The sequence below is a fragment of the Pseudomonas sp. GW822-FHT02E03 genome, assembly GCF_058802325.1.
In genome coordinates, this window is record NZ_JBXAOA010000005.1 from 66984 (window position 1) to 90800 (window position 23817).

Annotated in this window: 20 protein-coding genes; 13 read left to right on the forward strand and 7 right to left on the reverse strand. The window is 58.6% G+C overall.

Annotation, left to right across the window (positions count from 1 at the left end; genetic code table 11):
* The first annotated feature begins 224 nt into the window (after positions 1–224).
* From AC1RQB_RS05610 to AC1RQB_RS05650, 9 genes are all read left to right on the forward strand, one after another.
* Positions 225–539 (forward strand): ElaB/YgaM/YqjD family protein, encoded by a 315-nt coding sequence (locus AC1RQB_RS05610; protein ID WP_007895050.1) that lies wholly within the window; start codon positions 225–227, stop codon positions 537–539.
* 1 nt (position 540) lies between these two features.
* Positions 541–930 (forward strand): phage holin family protein, encoded by a 390-nt coding sequence (locus tag AC1RQB_RS05615; RefSeq protein WP_007895049.1) that lies wholly within the window; start codon positions 541–543, stop codon positions 928–930.
* The gene (locus AC1RQB_RS05620) at positions 927–1265 is read left to right on the forward strand and encodes a hypothetical protein (protein WP_007895048.1); all 339 of its coding nucleotides are present in this window, start codon (positions 927–929) and stop codon (positions 1263–1265) included. Before AC1RQB_RS05615 ends, AC1RQB_RS05620 begins: the two co-directional genes overlap by 4 nt.
* Before the next feature lie 123 nt (positions 1266–1388).
* The gene (locus AC1RQB_RS05625; protein ID WP_063341080.1) at positions 1389–2552 is read left to right on the forward strand and encodes an EAL domain-containing protein; all 1164 of its coding nucleotides are present in this window, start codon (positions 1389–1391) and stop codon (positions 2550–2552) included.
* Between the two features lie 67 nt (positions 2553–2619).
* Positions 2620–3951: a deoxyguanosinetriphosphate triphosphohydrolase gene (locus tag AC1RQB_RS05630; RefSeq protein ID WP_008075647.1), complete on the forward strand. Its 1332-nt coding sequence runs from the start codon at positions 2620–2622 to the stop codon at positions 3949–3951.
* Positions 3952–4120: 169 nt separating this feature from the next.
* Positions 4121–4525, forward strand: a complete 405-nt coding sequence (locus AC1RQB_RS05635; RefSeq protein ID WP_008075649.1) for a response regulator — start codon at positions 4121–4123, stop codon at positions 4523–4525.
* 256 nt (positions 4526–4781) lie between these two features.
* Positions 4782–5408: a response regulator transcription factor gene (locus tag AC1RQB_RS05640; protein ID WP_008075651.1), complete on the forward strand. Its 627-nt coding sequence runs from the start codon at positions 4782–4784 to the stop codon at positions 5406–5408.
* Between the two features lie 8 nt (positions 5409–5416).
* Positions 5417–9061, forward strand: a complete 3645-nt coding sequence (locus AC1RQB_RS05645; protein ID WP_207267292.1) for a transporter substrate-binding domain-containing protein — start codon at positions 5417–5419, stop codon at positions 9059–9061.
* A gap of 49 nt (positions 9062–9110) precedes the next feature.
* Positions 9111–12056, forward strand: coding sequence for an HD domain-containing phosphohydrolase (locus tag AC1RQB_RS05650; RefSeq protein WP_063341081.1), 2946 nt, complete (start codon positions 9111–9113; stop codon positions 12054–12056).
* On the opposite strand, the gene AC1RQB_RS05655 is transcribed toward AC1RQB_RS05650, so the two are convergent.
* The gene (locus AC1RQB_RS05655) at positions 12057–12539 is read right to left on the reverse strand and encodes a GAF domain-containing protein (RefSeq protein ID WP_008075659.1); all 483 of its coding nucleotides are present in this window, start codon (positions 12537–12539) and stop codon (positions 12057–12059) included. It lies immediately after the preceding gene.
* Positions 12536–13426, reverse strand: a complete 891-nt coding sequence (locus tag AC1RQB_RS05660; protein WP_008075660.1) for an ATP-binding protein — start codon at positions 13424–13426, stop codon at positions 12536–12538. The genes AC1RQB_RS05655 and AC1RQB_RS05660 overlap by 4 nt, the downstream gene beginning before the upstream one ends.
* Positions 13427–13579: 153 nt before the next feature.
* On the opposite strand from AC1RQB_RS05660, the gene AC1RQB_RS05665 reads away from it, so the two are divergent.
* Entirely contained in the window at positions 13580–15901 is a 2322-nt protein-coding gene (locus AC1RQB_RS05665) for a hybrid sensor histidine kinase/response regulator (RefSeq protein ID WP_063341082.1), read from the forward strand.
* Here AC1RQB_RS05665 and AC1RQB_RS05670 read toward each other — a convergent pair.
* From AC1RQB_RS05670 to msrB, 3 genes are all read right to left on the reverse strand, one after another.
* On the reverse strand, positions 15885–16346 hold the full coding sequence (locus AC1RQB_RS05670) for a MarR family winged helix-turn-helix transcriptional regulator (RefSeq protein ID WP_007895038.1): 462 nt from the start codon (positions 16344–16346) through the stop codon (positions 15885–15887). The genes AC1RQB_RS05665 and AC1RQB_RS05670 overlap by 17 nt on opposite strands.
* Positions 16343–16828 carry a glutathione peroxidase gene (locus tag AC1RQB_RS05675; RefSeq protein WP_008075665.1) on the reverse strand — a complete coding sequence of 162 codons (486 nt, stop codon included), beginning with the start codon at positions 16826–16828 and terminating at the stop codon, positions 16343–16345. Before AC1RQB_RS05675 ends, AC1RQB_RS05670 begins: the two co-directional genes overlap by 4 nt.
* Positions 16829–17015: 187 nt before the next feature.
* Complete coding sequence (msrB, locus tag AC1RQB_RS05680) at positions 17016–17411, reverse strand: peptide-methionine (R)-S-oxide reductase MsrB (RefSeq protein WP_007895036.1); 396 nt, start codon at positions 17409–17411, stop codon at positions 17016–17018.
* 226 nt (positions 17412–17637) lie between these two features.
* On the opposite strand from msrB, the gene AC1RQB_RS05685 reads away from it, so the two are divergent.
* Complete coding sequence (locus AC1RQB_RS05685; RefSeq protein ID WP_008009397.1) at positions 17638–18849, forward strand: pyridoxal phosphate-dependent aminotransferase; 1212 nt, start codon at positions 17638–17640, stop codon at positions 18847–18849.
* Positions 18850–19166: 317 nt separating this feature from the next.
* Positions 19167–20054: a protease HtpX gene (htpX, locus tag AC1RQB_RS05690; RefSeq protein WP_008075669.1), complete on the forward strand. Its 888-nt coding sequence runs from the start codon at positions 19167–19169 to the stop codon at positions 20052–20054.
* A gap of 201 nt (positions 20055–20255) precedes the next feature.
* Here the strand turns inward: htpX and AC1RQB_RS05695 are convergent, their stop codons facing one another.
* Entirely contained in the window at positions 20256–20912 is a 657-nt protein-coding gene (locus AC1RQB_RS05695) for a thiopurine S-methyltransferase (RefSeq protein WP_007899902.1), read from the reverse strand.
* Positions 20913–21015: 103 nt separating this feature from the next.
* Between AC1RQB_RS05695 and AC1RQB_RS05700 the strand changes: the two genes are divergently transcribed.
* On the forward strand, positions 21016–21783 hold the full coding sequence (locus AC1RQB_RS05700; RefSeq protein ID WP_063341083.1) for a DODA-type extradiol aromatic ring-opening family dioxygenase: 768 nt from the start codon (positions 21016–21018) through the stop codon (positions 21781–21783).
* Between the two features lie 177 nt (positions 21784–21960).
* On the opposite strand, the gene AC1RQB_RS05705 is transcribed toward AC1RQB_RS05700, so the two are convergent.
* Positions 21961–23634, reverse strand: coding sequence for a DEAD/DEAH box helicase (locus AC1RQB_RS05705; protein WP_007943712.1), 1674 nt, complete (start codon positions 23632–23634; stop codon positions 21961–21963).
* Between the last annotated feature and the right edge of the window lie 183 nt (positions 23635–23817).

Consider the following 23817-nt stretch of genomic DNA (forward strand, 5'->3'; position numbering starts at 1 on the left):
ACTGAAGCGCTGATCCGGATGAACCGCTTTGGCGCACAAGAACGGAACCTTTGCGCGAGTTTTGATTATTTGAGTTAAGGTTTTCCTGAAATCATGCCCGGCAACAGCGCAACGGCGCAGGCTGACGCACCACGACATAGCAAAAGTTGTACCAGTCATTTGTACTGAACCTTCACGCAAGGCTCATACTCGAACGCTTCAGTAGCCACTCACGGAGATAACCAATGGCACGCACCACAGCAAAGACTGCTCAAGAAGTTTTGATGGAAGATTTTCAGACACTGGTCACCGACACTGAAAGGTTGCTGGAACACACCAAATCCCTGGCTGGCGACCAAGCCGATGAGTTGCGCCAGCAGATCCATGACAGTCTGCTGCGCGCGCGGGAAACCCTGAAGTTGACCGAAGACTCTGTGCGCGAGCGCGGCAAAGCCGCTGTCACCGCCACGGAAGATTACGTCCAGGCCAACCCATGGCAATCGGTCGGAATCGCGGCTGGCGTGGGCTTCCTGATCGGCCTGCTGGCCACTCGGCGCTAATATGGCGATCGGCGAATCCGGCCCGTCCGCGACGGGCACCGGCTCATCCCCGCGGCGCCTCGGTGCCGCGTTTCTTGGACTGCTGCACAGTCATGTCGAACTGTTCGGCATTGAATTGCAGGAACAAAAAGCACGCACGGTAAGCCTGTTGTTGTTTGCAGGCCTGACGCTGGTCTTTGCCTTGTTATTGCTGGTGGGCTTGTCGACGCTGGTGTTGATCCTGTTTTGGGACACCTATCGCCTGGCAGCAATCATCGGGCTCTGTGTGTTCTATACCCTCGCCGCGTTGTTCTGTGCGATGCGCTTGAGAGCAGCGATTTTCGATGAATCCTCGCCCTTCCACGGCACCCTGGAAGAGTTGGCCAATGATCGGGAGCGTCTGTTGCCATGAGCCTGTCTGAACTTCCCCGCAACAGCTCGCGCACGGAAATGCGCAAGGCGCTGATTCGCCTGCGCATGGAAATGCATCGCCAGGAAATCCGCCACGAATCCCAACAGCTGCTGCATCCCTTGCAACGGGTGCGTGGCATGACGCAAAACCTGCAAGACGGTCTCGGCATCAAACACGCCCCGCTCTGGGGCATCGCGGCCGTGATCGGGTTGGGCTTTCTGACCGGCAAGGGGGCCAAGGGTGGCGGTATCGGCAGCCTGACTCGGCTGGCTCGCCTGGGCGTCACGCTGGGGCCACTGATCAAACTGATCATGCAGAACTCGCGCAAACACTAATCAGTCCTGTTTGGCTGCATTCTTGCAACACCACCAGGATTAACCTCTTTTTCGAGAGGTTAATCCTGCGTGCCTGCTTGGTGTCCAGGGTTACCCAGAACAAAACCTTACTAAGGAGGCTTCGTGATCGACGGGCAACCGCTCGCCTGCTTTCAGCCGTTCATCGATACCGCCACGGGCCGCATCGCTGGCGTCGAAGCGCTGGGTCGACTGCGTCAGGCCGACGGTCAACTGACCTCGGTAGGACCTCTGTTCGCCAACCCACGAACCCCCGCCATCGCCCTGCGTCGTCTTGATCGCCAGATTCGCGATGATGCGCTGAGCCGTTTGCATGAAGCGCCCCCGGACTGGTTTCTCAGCCTCAACATATCGCCCCGCTGGATCAGTCGCTTGCACCGGGACCAGGCACTGCCAAGTCTCAAGCAGCTGAGCAGGCATGGCGTCGACGCGCAACGAATCGTCTTTGAGATCACCGAACTGGGCGGTGACAGCCAGCGTCTTGCCGAAGTCGTGGCCCGTTACCGACAAGCCGGGGCGCGGATCGCCATTGATGATTTCGGTGCCGGTTACTCTCAGCTCGATCGCGTGCTGGCCCTGCAACCGGACATTCTCAAGCTCGACATGCGATTGTTCCAGGCCGCCGCATTGGGAGGCCCCAGCAGCGAGGTGGTGAAGGCACTGGCGCAAATGGCGGAGAAAACCGGTTGCTGGATTATCGCTGAGGGCGTGGAAACCGAAGCTCAACTGAATTTTGCCCTGGAGTGTGGTTCACGCTACGTACAGGGCTTTCTGTTCGCCCGTGCACAAGCTGATTTCTTCGCCACAGATGCCTTTGTCGAGCGCTTCGCGCAACTGCGTCAGCGCTATGTTCAGCAAAAACTGGCTGAGCGCGCTCGCCTGATGATCATGCGCCAGCAACTCAGCGAACTGATGACCATCCTGCAAGCCTGGGCTCAAGCCAGCGCGCCCCTCAGCACCTTGCCGCAACTGGAAGCGTTCCCCTGGTTGTTGCGCTTTTATCAATGCGACCGCCACGGCACGCAGCTGACCCCCAACCTGGAATGGCGCAACAACGGCTGGGAAGCCGATAACCGCTACCTGGGCCATAACTGGTCATGGCGCCCCTACTTTTATCACTTGCTGGCCGAGGGTTGGGATGAGCGCCGGCTGACGCTTTCCAACACCTACCGCGATGCCACCAGCAATCAGTACTGCCTCACCGCCGGGCAATTCTTCGATAACGGCGAGCGACTGCTGCTCATCGATATCGATGCCGCGGGGCTCTAGTTCTCCTTGCAGGGACCGGCGCGAACCGGGAAGCTAGGGGATCAGTCACCTGACGGAGAAACCAGCCTTGGATTGGCAAACCCTGCTCACCCGCGAACGCCTCGGAAAGCCTGTGCACAGCCCGGAAGAACTCGGCCGCAGCCCTTTCCATAAAGACCACGACCGCATCATTTTCTCGGGCGCGTTTCGCCGCCTCGGGCGCAAGACCCAGGTCCATCCGGTCTCCAGCAACGACCACATCCACACACGCCTGACCCACTCGCTGGAAGTCAGCTGCGTCGGCCGTTCGCTGGGCATGCGCGTTGGTGAAACCATCCGCAGCGCCCTGCCCGACTGGTGCGAACCGAGCGACCTGGGCATGGTGGTGCAATCGGCTTGCCTGGCCCATGACATTGGTAATCCGCCTTTCGGTCATTCCGGTGAAGACGCAATCCGCCACTGGTTCCAGCAGGCCGCAGGCCGTGGCTGGCTGGATGCGATGAGCGAAGCCGAACGCAATGACTTCCTCAATTTCGAAGGCAACGCCCAAGGTTTCCGGGTACTTACCCAGCTTGAATACCACCAGTTCGAAGGGGGGACCCGGCTGACCTACGCCACGCTGGGCACCTACCTCAAGTACCCGTGGACTGCTCGACACGCCGACTCACTGGGCTACAAGAAGCACAAGTTCGGCTGTTATCAGAGCGAACTGCCACTGCTGGAACAGATCGCTCACAAGCTCGGTCTGCCCCAACTGGACGAACAACGCTGGGCGCGCCATCCGCTGGTGTACCTGATGGAGGCCGCCGACGACATCTGCTACGCGCTGATCGATCTGGAAGATGGCCTGGAGATGGACCTGTTGGAGTACGCCGAAGTCGAGTCCCTGCTGCTGGACCTGGTGGGCGACGATCTCCCGGAAACCTATCGCCAGCTCGGCCCGCAAGATTCGCGTCGGCGCAAACTGGCGATCCTGCGGGGCAAAGCCATCGAACACCTGACCAACGCAGCAGCCCGAGCGTTCGTCGAGCAACAGGACGCGCTGCTGGCCGGCACGCTGGCTGGCGACCTGGTGGAACACATGCACGGCCCCGCCAAGCGTTGCGTCTTGAATGCCAAGGACATGGCGCGCAAAAAAATCTTCCAGGACAAGCGCAAGACACTCCACGAAATAGGCGCCTACACCACCCTGGAAATCCTGCTCAACGCCTTTTGCGGCGCGGCACTGGAGCAACACAACGGCCGTACGCCATCCTTCAAGCACCGCCGCATACTCGACCTGTTGGGCAACAATGCACCCGATCCTCACGGCCCTTTACACACCTCCTTCTTGCGCATGATTGATTTCATCGCCGGCATGACCGACAGCTATGCCGGTGAAATGGCGCTGGAAATGACCGGGCGTTCAAGCCACCGATAAAAACGTATCGATCAGCCTGTCAGAGAGCTCTGAGCGGCTGATCGAATTTTCGACATTCATCTGTATTTCAACGTCGACAGAATCGCCCTACACCTTGTGCGGAGCGGACTGATCGATTGTTCGGCCATCTCGCGAAATAATCGCACTCCCTTTGCTCGACAGATGACTCATGAAAGCTCCTATGTTCAAACATGATTGGCGCATCTTGCTGGTGGAAGATCATCCCTTTCAGCTACGGGCGACTCAGTCCCTGCTCGAGAGTTTTGGCTTCACCCAACTGACCCCCACTGACAGCGCCAGAGGCGCCTTGCAACAAATGCTCAAGGCTGCGCAACCGTTCGACATTCTTCTGTGCGACCAATGCCTGCCCGACCTTGCAGGCCTTGATTTGATCGAATACGCCAGTCACCGGGGGATGATCAGGCAGGCAATACTTCTGAGCAGCCTGACATCCGTCGAACTGGACAAACTTAAAGTCATGGCCTACGAACATGGATTGCCCTTGCTCGGTTACTTGATCAAACCATTGAAACAATCAGACTTCAGAAACTTATTGACCTTGGCCTCCATATAAAAACACGAAAACCCAAACACACTAAAGCAATGACCAGCGCATAGATTCAGACCTCTAACTCAATGCTTTCAATCGCTTGACTAGACCTATCAAACCTTTGCCTTTCCTCATGCAAAACCTAGTTGATACGTAGTCCCATTCTTCTTCAGTTGTAGGACTTTTCCTATATTGCCGCTATAGCTCCCTCAGTTCATGCGGCCCCATAACTATCTGAGCTAAGGTGCGCGCATTATTTGTGCACGTATGGGATTTGATTATGAACTCCGTTTTTATTGTCGACGATCACCCTGTCATCCGCCTTGCGGTTCGAATGCTACTGGAACATGAAGGTTACAAAGTCGTCGGCGAAACTGACAATGGGGTCGATGCAATGCAGATGGTTCGCGAATGCATGCCTGACCTGATCATCCTAGACATCAGCATTCCCAAACTGGATGGACTGGAAGTTCTTTCCCGTTTCAACGCCATGAGCACACCCTTAAAAACACTGGTATTAACTGCACAGTGTCCGACACTTTTCGGTATTCGCTGCATGCAGTCCGGTGCATCGGGCTATGTATGCAAACAGGAAGACCTCAGTGAACTGATGAGTGCGATCAAAGCAGTTTTATCTGGTTACAACTACTTCCCCAGTCAAGCGTTGAACCCTGTTCGTCATGACGACGCGCGCTGGGCCGACCTGGAATTGTTCAAATCCGTTAATGATCGAGAACTGATGGTATTACAACTTTTCGCCCAGGGTCGTACAAACAAAGAAATTGCCAAGGGCATGTTTCTCAGCAACAAGACGGTCAGCACTTATAAAAAACGACTGATGCAGAAACTCAAGGCCAAATCCCTGGTTGAACTCATCGATATGGCAAAACGTAACGCGTTAGTGTGAGAAACAGGATGCCCAGCCGTTTCAAGGATTGCCTGATACTCATGGCCGCGGGTTTATGCCTGAGCACTTCAGTACTCGCGGCTCAGACAGCCAGCGAACACTACACCCTGCTCAGTCGTTCAACGGCCGGGCACATGGAAGTCCAGCTGGATACCTCACAACGACAATGGGCCAAAGACAAACGTGAATTGATCCTGGGTACATCGGCCCCGGATTATCCTCCTTTCGACCTGACCCTCAGCGGCCACGACTATGAAGGTTTCACCGCCGATTACGCAGGCATCCTCGGCAAGGCCATAGGGTTGCCGGTCAAGGTTCAGCGCTTCGCCTCCCGAGGGGCCGCTATCGAGGCGCTGGAGAAAGGCCAGGTCGACATGCTTGGCACCGCCAATGGGTTCGAGGCCGACAATGCCGACATTGCCCTATCCACGCCTTATGCGGTGGATCAACCCGTACTGGTGACACGAGAAGGAGAAACCAGATCGCTGACCGATGGGCTTGCCGGCATGCGGCTCAGCATGGTGTATCACTATCTGCCTCTGGACGAAGTCAGGGCGCTGTATCCGAAGGCAATCATCACCTCTTACCCGTCCTACCAGAATGCAATCAATGCGGTTGCCTTCGACCAGGCCGACGTTTTTCTCGGCGACACCATTTCAACCCACTACATAATCAACAAGGGGTATTTGAACAACATCCGCATGGCCAACTTCGGTAAACACGAAGCCCATGGTTTCAGCTTTGCCGTGCAGAAGGACAATCCGGATCTGCTCGCTATCATCAACGCAGTACTCAAGGCCATCCCCACCAGCGAGCGAGAAAACATCGCCAAACGCTGGAGTGCCGGCAGCGACATTCTTCTCACCGATCACAAGCTGCAACTCAGCCACCGTGAAGAGCGCTGGCTGGCACAACATCCAGTCGTGCGCGTCGTGGTCAATGAAGCGTTTGCGCCACTGACGTTTTTCGATAGCGACGGCAACTTTCGGGGCGTCACGGCTGATCTGCTCGAGCTGATCAGATTGCGCACCGGTTTGCGTTTCGAAATCCAGCGTAGCCGAAGCGATGACGAGATGATCGAGCAGATCGCTAACCATCAGGCCGATCTGATCGCCGCCCTGCTCCCCAGCGTTCAACGTGAAACGACGTTGAGCTTCAGCCGCCCCTATCTGGAAAACTCCTTTGTGCTGCTGACGCGCAAAGCGGCCGACAGCCCGACAAACCTCACGCAATTGCAGGACAAACGCCTGGCCATCGCCCAAGGCAACCCACTGGTGGATTACCTGCGTAGCGAGTTTCCGCGAATCAACCTGGTTGAGACCCCGGACACGTTCAGTGCCGTTGAGTTGCTCGCCGAGGGCCAGGCAGAAGGTGCGGTGAACTCACTGGTGATCGCCAACTACTTCATCTCATCGCGGATCTTCGAACAGACACTTCAGATCAGCACCACCATCGGTACCCGACAGGCAGCGTTTTCCCTGGCGACCGGGCGCGACGCCAAGGAACTGAATGCCATCCTCGACAAGGCACTGCTGAGCATCGCCCCCGAAGAGCTGGGCATCATCAACAACCGCTGGCGCGGCTATTCAGCAGCCTCGCAAAGTACCTGGCGCAACTATCATCGCGTGTTCTATCAGATCGTTATAGGCGCCGGTGTGTTGCTGCTGATATCCGTTGCCTGGAACGCCTATATGAGGCGCCAGATCAAACAGCGGCAGGCGGCCGAGCGCGCTTTGAACGATCAGCTGGAATTCATGCGATCGCTGGTCAATGGCACGCCTCATCCCATTTACGTGCGTGATCGCCAGGGATTGCTGCAAAGCTGCAACGACAGCTACCTGGAAGCCTTCCGTGCAAAACGCGAAGACATCATCGGTAAAGGCGTCATACCGGGCACCCTTGGCAACCTCTTCGAAGCACGGGAATATCAGGCGGACTACCAGCGCGTCATGGCCGAGGGAACGCCGCTGATTCTCGACCGTCCGTTGCACATCGAAGACCGCAAGCTGACGATCTATCACTGGATTCTTCCCTATCGCGACTCGAGCGGTGACGTGCAGGGCATCATTGGCGGCTGGATCGACATCAGCGAACGCCGGCAACTGTTCGATGAACTACGGGCCGCGAAGGAACAAGCCGATGCTGCCAACCGAGCTAAAAGCACCTTTCTGGCGACCATGAGTCATGAGATCCGCACGCCCATGAATGCAATCATCGGCATGCTCGAACTGACGCTCAAACGTATCGATCACAGTCATCCGGATCGCCCCGCCATCGACGTCGCGTACCACTCGGCGAAAGACCTGCTGGAACTGATCGGGGACATTCTTGATATTGCGCGCATCGAATCCGGGCGTCTGAACCTGAGCCCGGAGCGCGTCAATCTGGCTGAAACCGTAGCCTCGGTGGTGCGGATTTTCGACGGGTTGGCTCGGCAGAAAAATCTCGGACTGCAACTGGAGTTCAGCCCTGCCAAACCGACCACCGATGTCGTGTTGGACCCGATGCGCTTCAAGCAGGTGCTGTCCAATCTGATCAGCAATGCCATCAAGTTCACGCAACAGGGCCAGGTCAGGATCAGCGTCGAGTTGCAGTCGACCGACGAGCCCGACCGGGCCCAGTTGCAGTTACTGGTGGAAGACAGTGGCGCAGGAATCAGCGAGCAGGATCAACAGCGGTTGTTCGAGCCTTTCGTCCAGGCCGATAACTCCGGCCAGTTAGCCAGAGGCGGTGCGGGGCTAGGCCTGGTGATCAGTCGCAATCTGTGCGAAATGATGGGCGGCAGCCTGCAATTGAACAGTCAGTCGGGCGTCGGCACGCAGGTCCGCATTTCGCTGAACCTGGCCACCCTGCCGACGGAACGGATGCCGGAATCTGTCGAGCCGCAAATCCAGCCAAGCACTACCCCCTTGAACGTGCTGGTGGTCGATGATCATCCGGCCAATCGCTTGCTCATGTGTCAGCAACTGGAGTTTCTGGGGCATCGGTTCAACGTCGCAGCGGATGGCAAGGCGGGGTTCGAAGCCTGGAAGAGTCAGCCATTCGACCTGGTGATTGCCGATTGCAACATGCCGATCATGAATGGATATGAGCTGGCCAGGGCCATTCGCCAACATGAACAGCACCTGCAACGCCCTCCCTGTACCGTTCTGGGTTTCACCGCCAACGCACAGCCGGAGGAAAGACAACGCTGCAAACTGGCCGGGATGGACGATTGCCTGTTCAAACCCCTCAGCCTGACGGCCTTGAGCCAGAGGGTCGAAGGCATCACGCCGACGGTCCGCGCACCCGCCTTCAGTCTGGAGGGGCTGCACCTGTTGACCGGTGGCAACCCGACACTGAACCAGCGATTGTTGACCGAACTGCTGAACAGCACCCGCCTGGACCGCAAAGCGCTGCTGGCGTTATCCGAGTCAAAGGACCGGCAATCACTCCTCGACATTGCCCACAAAATCAAGGGCGCGGCCCGAATCGTCCAGGCCTGCCGACTGATCGACAGCTGCGAGGCGCTCGAACAGGCCTGCAATAACAGACTCCACCACGATGAAGTGGCCGATTGCAGCAAGGCCATGGAGCGCGCCATGCTCGAACTGGAGCAATCATTGCAACAACAGATGGCACGCCATGACAAAAGCACAATGAAGGAGCATTAACTATGCTTGGGGGCTGAGCAGTGTGTTAATCATCATGGAGAAAGCTGCAATGCCCAGCCCACTGCGCCCGGATCAACGCCGGTTTCCTCTGCACATCCATATCAGCGTGATGTTCACCTTCCTGTTGTTACTGACCGGGGTGGTACTGGGTATTTTCAACTATGGGCAAACCACCCATATCATCCTTTCCAGCAGCGAAAAACTCTTCAACCGCATCGAGCAGGATGTCCGTCTGGACCTGCACCGCACCTATCAGCCGATTCGTCATCTGCTCAACCTGCTGGCGGACAACCCGGCGACCCAGGCGCCTGACCTTGAGCAACGCCTGGCGTTGCTCAAGCCCTTCAGCCAATCGCTCAAGGACAATCCCGATCTGGCCTCGCTGTACCTGGGCTACGCCAATGGCGACTTCTTCATGGTTCGCCCCCTGCGTACCGTCACCCTGAAAACACAGGTCAAGGCACCGGCCACGGCGACGTATCAGGTGTGGAGCATCGAACACCCAGGCGCCGGCCAGATCCGCTCCCAATCATTGTTCTTCGATCAGAACCTGGCCCTTGTCAGCCGCCAGGACAACCCCGACGAGACCTACGATCCCCGTACCCGCGCCTGGTTCTCCAGCGCCCTTGGCAACCACGATCAGATCACCACCGAGCCCTACCTTTTTTTCTCCACCCACAACGTCGGCACCACACTGGCCCGGCGCAGTGGCGAGCATGCAGTGATGGGGGCCGACCTCACGCTGGCTGAACTGTCCGCGACCCTGGCCGAACATGTGGTGACCCCCAGTACCGAAATTGTGCTGTTCGATGCCCAGGGCAATGCCATCGCTTACCCCGACAGCAGCAAGCTGATCGTCGACGATCAGACCGCCCGGTTGATCAAAGCCGCCGATCTGAGCCCCACGCTCGCGGCTCTGCTCACCAGCCCCTCCGAGGTCAATCGCTTGAACACCGCGGGCCGTCAATGGATCGTGGCGCGCAGCAGCATCCAGGAGGGTGGCCCGCAGGGACTGCAACTGGCGCTACTGGTGCCGGAGGACGAATTGCTCGTCGATGCCTACCGCATACGCTGGCAAGGCGCGTTGATTACCCTGGCGACGCTGCTGTTGTGCCTGCCGATGGGTTGGCTGACCTCGAGAATCCTGGTCAAACCCTTGCACGCCCTGGTGCAGGAAGCCGATGCGATTCGCAGTTTCGATTTCAACTTTCCCGCCTCCCGTCGCTCGCCGGTGCTTGAAGTCGACCAACTGAGCGTGTCGATGGCGCGCATGAAAGACACCCTGGCGAGTTTTTTCCAGATCACCGACAGCCTGAGCGCCGAGACCCGTTTCGCCCCGTTGCTGCAACGGGTGTTGTTTGAAACCGTGAAAATCGGCCAGGCCCAGGCCGGTCTGCTCTACCTGCGGGAAAGTGATGACGATCGCGTGGAGCCTCATGCGCTGGTCATCCATGGCAACTCACAGGCGTTGCCGTCATTCGCCATTCAAGGACACACGCCTCAGGATCCGCAGAGCCCTCAATGGATGCAGAAATTGTCGAACGCCGACAATGTCGTCACCAGCCTGGGGTTCGAAGAGGCGGGAGATTTGCAGAAGGTTTTGCTCGCACTGGAGTGCCCACGGGTTCATCTGATCGGTATCCGGCTGCACAATCGTCATAACGAAACCGTCGGGCTTCTGGTCCTGCTGCTGGCCGACAGCGGCACGCAAGACGACCTGGAAAAACTTCGCCCGGACCGCATCGCGTTTCTCCAGGCGGTTTCCGGTGCCGCCGCCGTGAGTATCGAAAGTCAGCGCCTGCAAGCCAAACAGAAGCAGCTGCTGGACTCTTTTATTCAACTGCTGGCTGGCGCGATCGATGCCAAAAGTCCCTATACCGGCGGTCATTGCCAACGGGTGCCGGCACTGACGCTGATGCTGGCGCAGGCGGCCGCAGCCAGTCAGGCCCCGGCCTTCAGCAGCTATCGGCCCACCGACGATGAGTGGGAAGCCCTGCACATCGCTGCCTGGCTGCATGATTGCGGCAAGATCACCACGCCTGAATACGTGGTCGACAAAGCCACGAAGCTTGAGACCCTGAACGACCGCATCCACGAAATCCGCACACGGTTCGAAGTGCTCAAGCGTGATGCCTGGATCAACTATTGGCAGGCCATCGCCCTAGGGGGTGACGAGCAGCCTCTGACGCAATTACGCCATGCCAACCTGGCGGCGCTGGATGATGATTTCGCGTTCATTGCCCGCTGCAATCTTGGCAGCGAGGCCATGGCCGAGGCCGATCTGCAACGCCTGAACACCATCGCCAAACGCACCTGGACCCGAACCCTGGACGATCGACTGGGGGTTTCGTGGGAAGAGAACCGTCGTCAGGCACGGACCCCGCCGCCGACTCTGCCGGTCAGCGAGCCGCTGCTGGCGGATAAACCCGAACACTTGCTCGAACGCGCCGACAGTGAACTGATTCCGGCCGACAATCCGTGGGGATTCAAGCTTGACGTGCCACGCTACAAGTACAACCGGGGCGAGCTCTACAACCTGAGCATCACCCGAGGCACCCTGACTCGCGAGGAGCGTTACATCATCAATCACCACATGGTGCAGACGATACTGATGCTCAGTCACCTGCCCTTCCCCGGCCACCTCAGTAACATCGCGGAGATCGCCGGTGGCCACCACGAAAAAATGGACGGCACCGGTTATCCCAAACGGTTGAAGCGCGAAGACATGAGCTTGCCGGCGCGGATGATGGCGATTGCCGATATTTTCGAAGCGCTGACCGCCGCCGATCGCCCCTACAAGAAAGCCAAGTCCTTGAGCGAAGCGCTGGGCATCATGGCCACCATGTGCCGTGACGCCCACATTGACGCTGAGTTGTTCGGGCTGTTCATCAACGACGAAGTCTACTTGCAGTATGCCAACCGTTTTCTCGACCCACGACAGATTGATGCGGTCGACCCGTCAAGCCTGTTGATCAAGGCCGGCTTGAAGACCTGATCAGCAGTCAGTCAGACGCAGGAAAATCGCTGCCAGTTGCTCGATACCGGCCTGATCTTCAGCGGTAAAACGTGCAAGTTTCGGGCTGTCGAGGTCCAGCACACCGATCAGTCGACCGTCCTTGACCAGCGGCACCACCAGCTCACTGTTCGAGGCACTGTCGCACGCGATGTGCCCGGGGAACGCATGTACATCTTCGACCCGTTGAGTCTGCAAGGTGGCCGCTGCCGCCCCGCACACACCGCGACCGAACGGAATCCGTACACAGGCGATCTGCCCCTGAAACGGGCCAAGCACCAGTTCTTCATTGCGATTAAGGTAGAAACCTGCCCAGTTCAGGTCATCGAGCTGGTTGAACAGAAACGCCGAAAATTGTGCGGCATTGGCGATAAAATCACGCTCGTCTGCCAGCAGTGATTCCAGCTGCGCCCACAGCATGCCGTAGCCCTCCAGGCCCTGGCCGCTCTTTTGTAAATCGATCATGCCTTGTGCTCCAGCAGCTTCAGCCCGACCCAATAGCGGGCAAATTGATACGCGCAACGTCCGTTGCGATTGCCCCGGCCCGTGGCCCAGCGCACTGCGAGGATGTCCAGCTCTTCGTCACGCTGCCACTCAAGGCCGGCCTTGTCGGCCAATTGGCCGATCCAGTGTTCGACGACGTTGAGGAAATGCTCCTGAGTAAACGGATAGAACGACAGCCACAGGCCAAAACGGTCCGACAGCGCGATCTTGTCTTCCACCGCCTCACTGGGATGGAGTTCGCCATCGACCCTTTTCCAGTTCTCGTTATCGCTTTCCTTTTCCGGCACCAGATGGCGACGGTTGGAGGTGGCGTACAGCAGAACGTTATCTGGCGCCTGTTCGAGAGAACCATCGAGCACGCTCTTGAGCACGCGGTAATCGCCCTCGCCCGAATCGAACGACAGGTCATCGCAAAACAGCACAAAGCGCTGAGGCAACTTGGCGATCTGCTCGACCACGCGCGGCAAGTCCGCCAGATGATCGCGTTCGATCTCGATCAGCCGCAGGCCGCTCTTGGCATGTTCGGACAGCAAGGCGCGCACCAGCGACGATTTACCGGTGCCTCGCGAACCCCAGAGCAAAGCATGGTTGGCCGGCATGCCGTCGAGGAACTGGCGGGTGTTGCGGCCCAGTTGCTCCAGTTGCCGGTCAACGCCGATCAGGTCGGACAAACGCGTGTCCAGGCTGACTTGCAGCGGCAACAGAAAACCGCTGCGCCCCTCGCGCTGCCAGCGTGCGGCCAGGCAGTGCGTCCAGTCGATGGCTTGCCGAGGCGCAGGGAGCAGCGGCTCGATGCGGGCCAAAACGGCATCGGCGCGTTCAAGAAAAGCATTCAATCGGGAATCCACGTCTTCTCCTCGGGCACGTTCAAGGTAATGATGGCGATACAGCGACGAAACACAGCGTCTATACCCCTACAAGTGTTTTGCCAGAACATCGGTATCCATTGATGATCGACTATGCTTGAGCAGCGAAGGGAAACGGAAGTGGTTCAACATCCCATGGATATCAAGTTCAGCCACCGGCTGTCATACAAACAAGCCAGGCTTACGGTGCTGGCTGGATTCATTCTGGGCACGCTGCTCAGCCTGCTGCAAATAGGCATCGATTATGCCAGCGAAGACGCCTCCATCAACCGCGAAATACTGTCCTTGCTGGAAATCAGCCATAACCCCGCATCTCGCATCGCCTACAACATCGATGCCGAACTTGCTCAGGAACTGGCCCTGGGTCTGTTGCGCTCCCCGGCAATCATCGGCGCGCAATTGACCGACAACAACAGTACCGTGTTGGCCAGCGTCAAACGTCCGGGCCTGGAAAACAGTGACCGGATGATCAGCGACTTCCTGTTCGGCGCCAACCGGCAGTTCGCAGACCGCCTTTACCTCGACCACTTGCCCGACGAATCCCTCGGGACCTTGCAACTGGAAGTCGATACCTACACCTTTGGCAGTCGTTTCCTGCGCCGGGCCGAAGTGACCCTGCTCAACGGCTTCGCGCGCAGCCTGATTCTCACGGGCATTCTGCTGGCGCTGTTTTATGTGATGCTGACCAAACCGCTGGTGCGGGTTATCCGCGAACTCAGTGGCCGTGATCCGCGCAGCGCGGAACCGACGTTGCTGGAGTGTCCGACGGGGCATGAAAACGATGAAATCGGGGTCTTGGTCAAGGTCGCCAACCAGCAGTTTGAAAACATAGCCACTGAAATCCAGCAACGGCGAAACGCCGAAAACCGCCTGACCGACTACCTCTCGCAACTGGAAAACATCGTCTCGGCCCGCACCGCGGAACTCAAGGCGATCAATTCCCGCCTCAGCCAATCGAACGAGGAGCTGGAGGTCGCCCGCAGCACTGCCCTGGACATGGCCGAAGCGCGTTCGGTATTCCTGGCCAACATGAGTCATGAAATCCGCACGCCCCTCAACGGTCTGTTGGGGATGATCGCGCTCTCGCTGGACGGCCCGCTCAATGCCGAGCAGCAACAACAGCTGTCCATCGCCCATGACTCGGGCAAAGTGCTGGTGGAACTGCTCAACGATATTCTCGACCTGTCGAAGTTCGATGCCGGCCAGCTCGAACTCGAACACATTCCGTTCGACCTTGGTTCGCTGATCGAAGACACCGCCAACCTGCTGTCCCAGAACGCCGCGCCCAGTGTCGAGCTGGCATGCCTGATCGACCCGCAATTTCCCGCACTGGTGCTCGGTGATCCGACCCGGGTCCGGCAGATCGTCAGCAACCTGTTGTCCAACGCCCTCAAGTTCACCCGTTTCGGACGGGTCGATGTGCGTCTTTCAACGTTCGAAGACGGTGTGCGAATCGAAGTCTGCGACACGGGCATCGGCATCGCCCAGGATGCGCAGGTCAAAATCTTCCAGCCCTTCACCCAGGCCGGAGCCGGTATTACCCGGCAATTTGGCGGCACCGGGTTGGGCCTGGCGCTGACTTATAGCCTCTGCGAAGCCATGCAAGGGCGTCTGACGATCAGCTCGGAAGCGGGCTTCGGCAGCCAGTTCTGCGCCGACCTGCCCCTGCCCTGCCATACCAGGGCCATTTCCCCGGCCGCACTGCGGGGCAACATCGTCGCGATCACCGCCGCCAGCAGCGGTCTGGCGGAACTGCTGCACAGTCTGCTGCCCAGCTGGGGCCTCGACTATCAGCAGCGTTCCATCGATGACCGGTTGATCGGGCTGAAGCCGGATGTGCTGATCACCGACTGCCCCGAATGCCTGTTTGGCCTGCGCCCTACCTTCACCGCGCCGATTCTGCTGGTGACCGCCTACGGCAGTTTCCTGCCCAGCGACCAAGTCAACGCCCTCGCGCCCTTGCAGCAACAGGCGCGACCTCTGGCGCGCAATGCGCTTTACCAGACATTGCGGCGGATATTGCAGCCGGAACTCACCACCATCAACGGGGCGCGGATCGAAGCCATCTCACCCCTGCGACGCGGACGCATCCTGCTGGTGGAAGACAACCCGGTCAATCAGTTGGTGGCCAAGGGCATGCTCGGAAAACTCGGTTGCGAGGTGAGTGTCGCGGCCCACGGCGGCGAAGCGCTGGATCAGCTTGAGCAGAGCGAATTCGATCTGGTGCTGATGGACTGCAACATGCCGGTGATGGATGGCTATGAAGCCAGTCGGCAGATTCGTCGCAGCGGGCGCTGGCCACAGCTGCCCATCGTCGCCCTGACCGCCAACGCCATGTCCGAAGAGCGTGAACGCTGCCGTGCGGCGGGCATGAGTGACTACCTGGCCAAGCCTTTTCGCAGGGAGGAACTGGCCGCCCTGCTCGACTTGTGGATACCCACTACGACAGCGCTTTGATTTGCCCCAGCAGGTGATCGAGGCCATCGCGCAGATCATTCAGGCGATCCAGATCGACGCCGCTATCGCATAACAGCCGGGCCTTGAGCGGCCCGACCTGATCGCGCAAAGCCTTGCCGGCGGGCGACAGGCTCAAGTGCACCTCACGCTCATCTCGCGCCGAACGCTGACGCTGCACCAGTTGCAGTTGCTCAAGGCGCTTGAGCAGCGGCGTCAAGGTTCCAGAGTCCAGCGCCAGGCGCTCACCCAGGGCCTTGACCGTCGGCTGCTCTGGCGCCGTCTCCTGCCATTCCCACAACACCAGCATCGCCAGGTATTGCGGGTAAGTCAGGCCCAACTGATCGAGCATAGGCTTGTAGGCACGGATCACCGCCCGCGATGCGGCATACAGCTTGAAGCAGAGCTGACTGTCGAGCTTCAGTGAATCAACTGACAACGTATTCATTTGAGCAGGGCTTCGATCTCGCGGCTCAGGTCCTGCGGCTTGGTCGCCGGAGCAAAGCGCTTGACCAACTTGCCGTCCTTGCCGATCAGGAACTTGGTGAAGTTCCACTTGATGCCCTGGGATCCCAGCACGCCCGGTGCGCGTTTTTTCAGCTGAACGAACAGTGGATGGGCGCCGGCACCATTCACTTCAATCTTCTTGAACAGCGGGAAGCTCACCCCGTAGTTCAACTCGCAGAACTCGGAAATCGCCCCCTCGTTGCCCGGCTCTTGCTTGCCGAACTGATTGCAGGGAAAGCCGAGCACCACCAGGCCTTGATCCTTGTAGGTCTGCCACAACTCTTCGAGACCTTTGTATTGCGGGGTGAACCCGCATTTACTGGCGGTGTTGACCACCAGCACTGCTTTGCCGGCGAAATCGGCCAGGGTCTTTTGCTCGCCCTTGATGGTGGTGCAAGGGATGCTCAGCAGGTTGTCGCTCATGGCACGAACTCCGAGTGGAAGAACAAAGACCAAACATAGCGAGCAATTGAATTGTGTGCAATTTAAAATATTGAACGCCGTTCATCTGTAGGAGCGAAGCTTGCTCGCGAAGGCGCCGGGCCAGTCAACATCAGTGCTGAATGCCAAGACGCCTTCGCGAGCAAGCTTCGCTCCTACGGGGCTCGCCTTACTCGCGGGGAACCAGGTCCAGGCACACCGAGTTGATGCAGTAACGCAGACCAGTGGGCGGCGGACCATCCGGGAACACATGCCCAAGGTGCGCATCGCACTTGGCGCAGACCACTTCGGTGCGGATCATGCCGTGGCTGACATCACGGATCTCGACCATCGCGCTGTCGCCGATCGGCGCGTAGAAGCTCGGCCAGCCGCAGCCGGAATCGAATTTGGTCTTTGAGTCGAACAGCGGCGCGTTACAGCAGATGCAGTGGTAGACACCGTCGGTTTTGGTGCCGTTGTATTTGCCGGAGAATGGCCGTTCGGTGCCCTTGAGGCGGCAAACGTTGTACTGCTCCGGATCGAGCATTTCACGCCATTCTTCCAGGGTTTTTTCCAACTTTTCCATTGTTACACCTCAGCAGCTGAAAAAGCCCGATCTGTACCTTTTCCACGGATCGGGCGGCACGTATGATTGCGCCTCGTCAAACGCCAGTCTGGCAGCCAGACCACGTGCATTCAAACGGATTTATGAGTGCCGCCACTCAAGGTGCCAGGCCTGTGTGAATACGCAGGATTCCCAGTACGGTCGTTCATACGCCGCCTGGATCGTTCATTTTCGGGAACACATCGCCATGCAGGTCAGCAAATCGAACAAGCTCGCCAACGTCTGCTACGACATTCGCGGCCCAGTGCTCAAGCACGCCAAACGCCTGGAAGAGGAAGGCCATCGCATCCTCAAGCTGAACATCGGCAACCCGGCGCCCTTTGGTTTCGAAGCGCCGGATGAAATCCTTCAGGACGTGATCCGCAACCTGCCGACCGCCCAGGGCTACAGCGACTCCAAGGGCCTGTTCAGCGCCCGCAAGGCCGTGATGCAGTACTACCAGCAAAAGCAGGTGGAAGGCGTCGGCATCGAAGACATCTACCTGGGCAACGGCGTTTCCGAGCTGATCGTGATGTCGATGCAGGCCCTGCTCAACAACGGCGACGAAGTGCTGGTGCCGGCCCCCGACTATCCGCTGTGGACTGCCGCAGTAAGCCTGGCGGGCGGCAACCCGGTGCATTACCTGTGCGACGAGCAGGCCAACTGGTGGCCGGACCTGGCCGACATCAAGGCCAAGATCACCCCGAACACCAAAGCGCTGGTTATCATCAACCCGAATAACCCGACCGGTGCGGTGTACTCGAAGGAAGTGCTGCTGGGCATGCTGGAACTGGCCCGCCAGCACAATCTGGTGGTGTTCTCCGACGAGATCTACGACAAGATCCTGTACGACGATGCCGTACACATCTGCACCGCCTCACTGGCGCCGGACTTGCTGTGCCTGACCTTCAACGGCCTGTCCAAGTCCTATCGCGTGGCCGGCTTCCGTTCCGGCTGGATCGCCATTTCCGGTCCGAAACACCATGCACAGAGCTACATCGAAGGCATCGACATGCTGGCCAACATGCGCCTGTGTGCCAACGTGCCGAGCCAGCACGCCATCCAGACCGCGCTGGGCGGCTATCAGAGCATCAACGATCTGGTGCTGCCGCAAGGGCGTCTGCTGGAACAGCGCAACCGTACCTGGGAGCTGCTGAACGACATTCCGGGCGTTAGCTGCGTCAAGCCGATGGGCGCGCTGTATGCGTTCCCGCGGATCGATCCGAAAGTCTGCCCGATCCACAACGACGAGAAATTCGTGCTCGATCTGCTGCTCTCGGAGAAGCTGCTGGTGGTACAAGGCACGGCCTTCAACTGGCCATGGCCGGACCACTTCCGTGTGGTCACCCTGCCACGACTCGACGACCTGGATCAGGCAATCGGCCGGATCGGTAACTTCCTCAAATCCTATCGCCAGTAAGTGGCCTGTCACCGTGCGACGCGGGTTAAAGTCGCACGGTGATTAATTCAGCAACACATCTGTGCACCCTACCCTGTATCGTTGTTTCAAGCGCTGACGGACGACACGTTTCATGCCCGCGCCTAACAACTGCGGGGGCCTGCGACGCTAATTGGCTGACAACCGTTTCCCATGCCGACATCGGAAATGCCCTTCAAGCCGCTAGACTGTTGTTGTAGGACACAGTTTGAAATAGTCACTCGGTTGAATAGCCCGGTGCAGCACCTTATATACCCCGCAGTACGCTACATCTTTAGCACGAGGAGATTTCTACAACCATGATGCGCATTTTGCTGTTTTTGGCCACTAACCTGGCGGTCGTGCTGATTGCCAGCATCACCCTGAGCCTTTTCGGCTTCAACGGGTTCATGGCGGCCAATGGGGTTGATCTCAACCTCAATCAGCTGCTGATTTTCTGTGCGGTCTTTGGTTTCGCCGGCTCCCTGTTCTCGCTGTTCATCTCCAAGTGGATGGCGAAAATGAGCACCAGCACCCAGATCATCAGCCAGCCGCGCACCCGGCACGAGCAATGGCTGCTGCAAACCGTCGAGCAATTGTCCCGCGAAGCCGGGATCAAGATGCCCGAAGTCGGGATTTTCCCGGCCTATGAAGCCAACGCCTTCGCCACCGGCTGGAACAAGAACGACGCACTGGTCGCGGTCAGCCAGGGCTTGCTCGAGCGTTTCTCGCCGGATGAAGTGAAAGCCGTTCTGGCCCACGAAATCGGCCACGTGGCCAATGGCGACATGGTTACCCTGGCGTTGATCCAGGGCGTGGTGAACACCTTCGTGATGTTCTTCGCCCGGATCATCGGTAACTTTGTCGACAAGGTGATCTTCAAGAACGAAGAAGGTCAAGGTATCGCCTACTACGTAGCGACCATCTTCGCCGAACTGGTTCTGGGCATCCTGGCCAGCGCCATTGTCATGTGGTTCTCGCGCAAACGCGAATTCCGGGCCGATGATGCCGGCGCACGCCTGGCGGGTACCAGCGCAATGATCGGTGCCCTGCAGCGTCTGCGTGCAGAACAAGGGCTGCCAGTGCACATGCCGGACACGCTGAATGCCTTCGGCATCAACGGTGGCCTCAAACAAGGGTTCGCCCGTATGTTCATGAGCCACCCGCCGCTGGAAGAGCGCATTGACGCATTGCGTCGTCGGGGCTGACAGGCTCCGCACCAAAAGAAAAGGCCCGCAGCGCGATGCGGGCCTTTTTTTGTTTGTTTGATTAGTGCGGTGCTCTTCAGGGCCTCTTCGCGGGCAAGCCTCGCTCCTACAGGTTTTGTGTTATTCGCCGATTATGTGAACGACACAAGATCTGTAGGAGCGAGGCTTGCCCGCGAAGAGGCCGGTACAACCGCCACATATCTATCGGCTGGCAACCCGATAGACTCGCTCCTCCAGCCGCGTGACTCCGGCCTCGAGAAACTTCCAGCTCTCACCCAGGACGTCCTGGTCTTCCAGAATCTTCAGCGCCCACACATCGCCGAACAACCGTTGCACTTCATCATCCAGCACCGCAAACGGCGGCCCGTCCATCTGCGCCTGATCGTAATCCAGGGTAATCAACAGCCCCAGAGAATCCTTCGGCAGAATGCGAATCAAATGAGCCGCGTATTGCTCACGCATCGCCGGCGGCAGGGCAATCAATGCCGCGCGGTCGTACAAACCGCTGCAGTCGGCCACATCGCCTGCCGTCAACTCAAAGAAATCGCCACACCACAACTCGATTGAACCGGCACGGTAGACCTTGAACGGCCCCTGCTCACTGACATCCGGGTCAAATTGATGCTCACTGAAGAAATCCTCCACGGCCTTTTCCGACAGCTCAATCCCCAAGACCTCATGACCTTGGTGCGCCAGCCACAACAGATCCAGGCTTTTCCCACACAGCGGCACCAGCACGCGAGCGCCCTCTTCCAGGCTCAACGCTGGCCAGAACCGTTGCAGATGAGGATTCACTTCCGGCAGATGAAAGCCGATCTGATTCGACGCCCATCGTTTGTGCCAAAACTCCGGCTGCATAATTAACCCCGAAAAATTCGATCAAAAGACCCTAAAACTTATATTAGATTTAGATCAATGATCTGACTGAAGATGGTGCCATCTTACTCTCAGGAGCTCATTCATGTTTCCCAGCCTGTATATCTCTCATGGCTCTCCGATGCTAGCCCTGGAACCGGGCGCCAGCGGGCCGGCCCTCGCGCGCCTGGCCGCCGCATTGCCGAAACCCAAAGCCATCGTGATAGTTTCCGCGCACTGGGAAAGCAGTGAACTGCTGGTCAGCGGCAACCCTCAGCCTGAAACCTGGCACGACTTCGGCGGCTTTCCGCAGGCCTTGTTCGAGGTGCAATACCCGGTCCCGGGCAATCCGCAACTGGCGGCGGAGGTGGTCGAGCTGCTGAAGGCCGATAGCCTGCCCGCACGCATCGACCCCCAGCGACCGCTCGATCATGGCGTCTGGGTACCCTTGTCGTTGATGTATCCGCGAGCTGATATCCCGGTGGTGCAGGTCTCGCTGCCCACCCGTGGCGGCCCCGCCCTGCAAACCCGCGTCGGCCATGCCTTGGCCAGCCTGCGCGAGCACGGCGTGCTGTTGATCGGCTCCGGCAGCATCACCCACAACCTGCGCGAACTGGACTGGCACGCCGGCCCGGAAAGCGTCGAACACTGGGCCAAGGCGTTCCGCGACTGGATGATCGAGAAACTCGAAGCGAACGACGAAGCCGCGTTGCACGACTATCGTCAGCAAGCTCCTAATGCTGTGCGCAGCCATCCGAGTGACGAGCATCTGCTGCCACTGTACTTTGCCCGTGCGGCTGGGGGTGAGTTCAGCATTGCGCACCAGGGTTTCACCATGGGGGCGCTGGGGATGGATATTTATCGCTTTGGCTGACACTTGATCGTTCCCACGCTCTGCGTGGGAATGAATCAATGGACGCTCTGCGTCCGCTTCTGGGACGCGGAGCGTCCCGGGCTGCATTCCCACGCAGAGCGTGGGAACGATCAGGCAAAAAAAATCCCCGAACCAGTCGGGGATTTTTTATGTGCGATCAATCAGCTCGAGAGCGGATCAATCTTCGCGATAGCGACGCAGCTTCAATTGCTTACCGGCAACGCGAGTGTCCTTCAGTTTGGTCAGCAGCTTCTCCAGACCATCTTCCGGCAGCTCGACGAGGCTGAAGCTGTCACGCACCTGGATGCGGCCGATGGCTTCACGCGCCAAACCGCCTTCATTCAGGATGGCGCCCAGCAGGTTCTTGGCAGCGATACCATCACGCGCACCCAGCGCGGTACGGCAACGAGCACGACCTTCGGCCAATGGAACCGGAGCACGACGCTCGCGATCACCACGGTCCGGACGATCACCGGTACGCTCTGGACGATCGCCACGCGGTGCGTTGTTCGGCACCAATGGACGTTCTTTCTCGATTGCGGCCAGGGTCAGCGCCTGAGCGTTGGTTGCCTTGCGCAGCAGAGCAGCGGCCAGTGCACGCGGGGTGCAACCGATGTCGGCGGTCAGGCGATCCAGCAGATCACCGTGAGTCGATTCGGCATCAGCGACCAGCGGCGACAGGCTGTTGGTCAGTTTCTTGATGCGAGCATCGAGAACGGCCTGGGCGTCCGGCAGACGAACTTCGGCAACTTTCTGACCGGTTACACGCTCGATCACTTGCAGCATGCGGCGCTCACGAGGAGTCACCAGCAGCAGTGCACGACCTTCGCGACCGGCACGGCCGGTACGGCCGATACGGTGAACGTAGGATTCCGGGTCGTACGGCATATCAACGTTGAATACGTGAGTGATACGCGGAACGTCCAGACCACGAGCGGCAACGTCGGTCGCCACAACGATGTCCAGACGGCCATCCTTGAGGGATTCGATCACGCGCTCACGCTGGTTCTGAGCAATGTCACCGTTCAGCGCAGCGGCTTTGTAGCCTTTGGCTTCCAGGGCACTGGCCAGGTCCAGGGTCGCTTGCTTGGTGCGCACGAACATGATCAGCGCGTCGAAATCTTCCACTTCCAGCAGGCTCAATACAGCCGAGGTCTTCTGGTCAGCGTGAACCAACAGGTGAGCCTGTTCGATCGCGGTAACGGTCTGAGTCTTGGTCTGGATCTTCACGTGTTGCGGATCGCGCAGATGGCGTTCGGCAATGGCACGGATCGACTGCGGCAGGGTGGCCGAGAACAATACGGTCTGACGGGTTGCAGGCAGTGCCTTGAAGATAACTTCGAGGTCGTCCATGAAACCCAGTTTGAGCATTTCATCGGCTTCGTCGAGAACCAGGTGGTTCACGGTTGCCAGGACTTTTTCGTCACGACGCAGGTGGTCGCACAGACGGCCCGGCGTGGCGACAACGATCTGTGCGCCATTACGGATTGCTTTCAGTTGTGGGCCCATAGGCGCGCCGCCGTAAACGGCCACAACGGTAACGCCCGGCATTTGCTTGGCGTAGGTTTCGAAAGCGGTTGCTACTTGCAGCGCCAACTCACGGGTTGGCGCCAGGATCAGGGCTTGCGGCTCGCGCTTTGCAGGATCGATGCGGTGCAGGATCGGCAGGGCGAACGCGGCGGTTTTACCCGTACCGGTTTGCGCCTGACCAATCATGTCGTGACCGGCCATGATGATCGGGATCGATTGCTGCTGAATAGCCGAAGGTTCTTCGTAGCCGGTCGCAATGACAGCTGCAAGAATATTCGGATTAAGATTAAAAGCGGCGAAGCCGCCGGTTTCCTGGGTCATGGGTCTGCCTCTAAGTGCATCCGCAAAGACCCATGCTCCAAAGCTGCGCATGCCGTGTAAGACTCAAGAGTCGCCCTGGCTGCTTTGTCGGCGGGGATTTGCGAAAACGAATGAATGAAAAAGATTCGTCAAGGAAGAGTCCGCTGTGCGGACGTGCAGCCGAAGCTGGCTTCGGGGAATTGC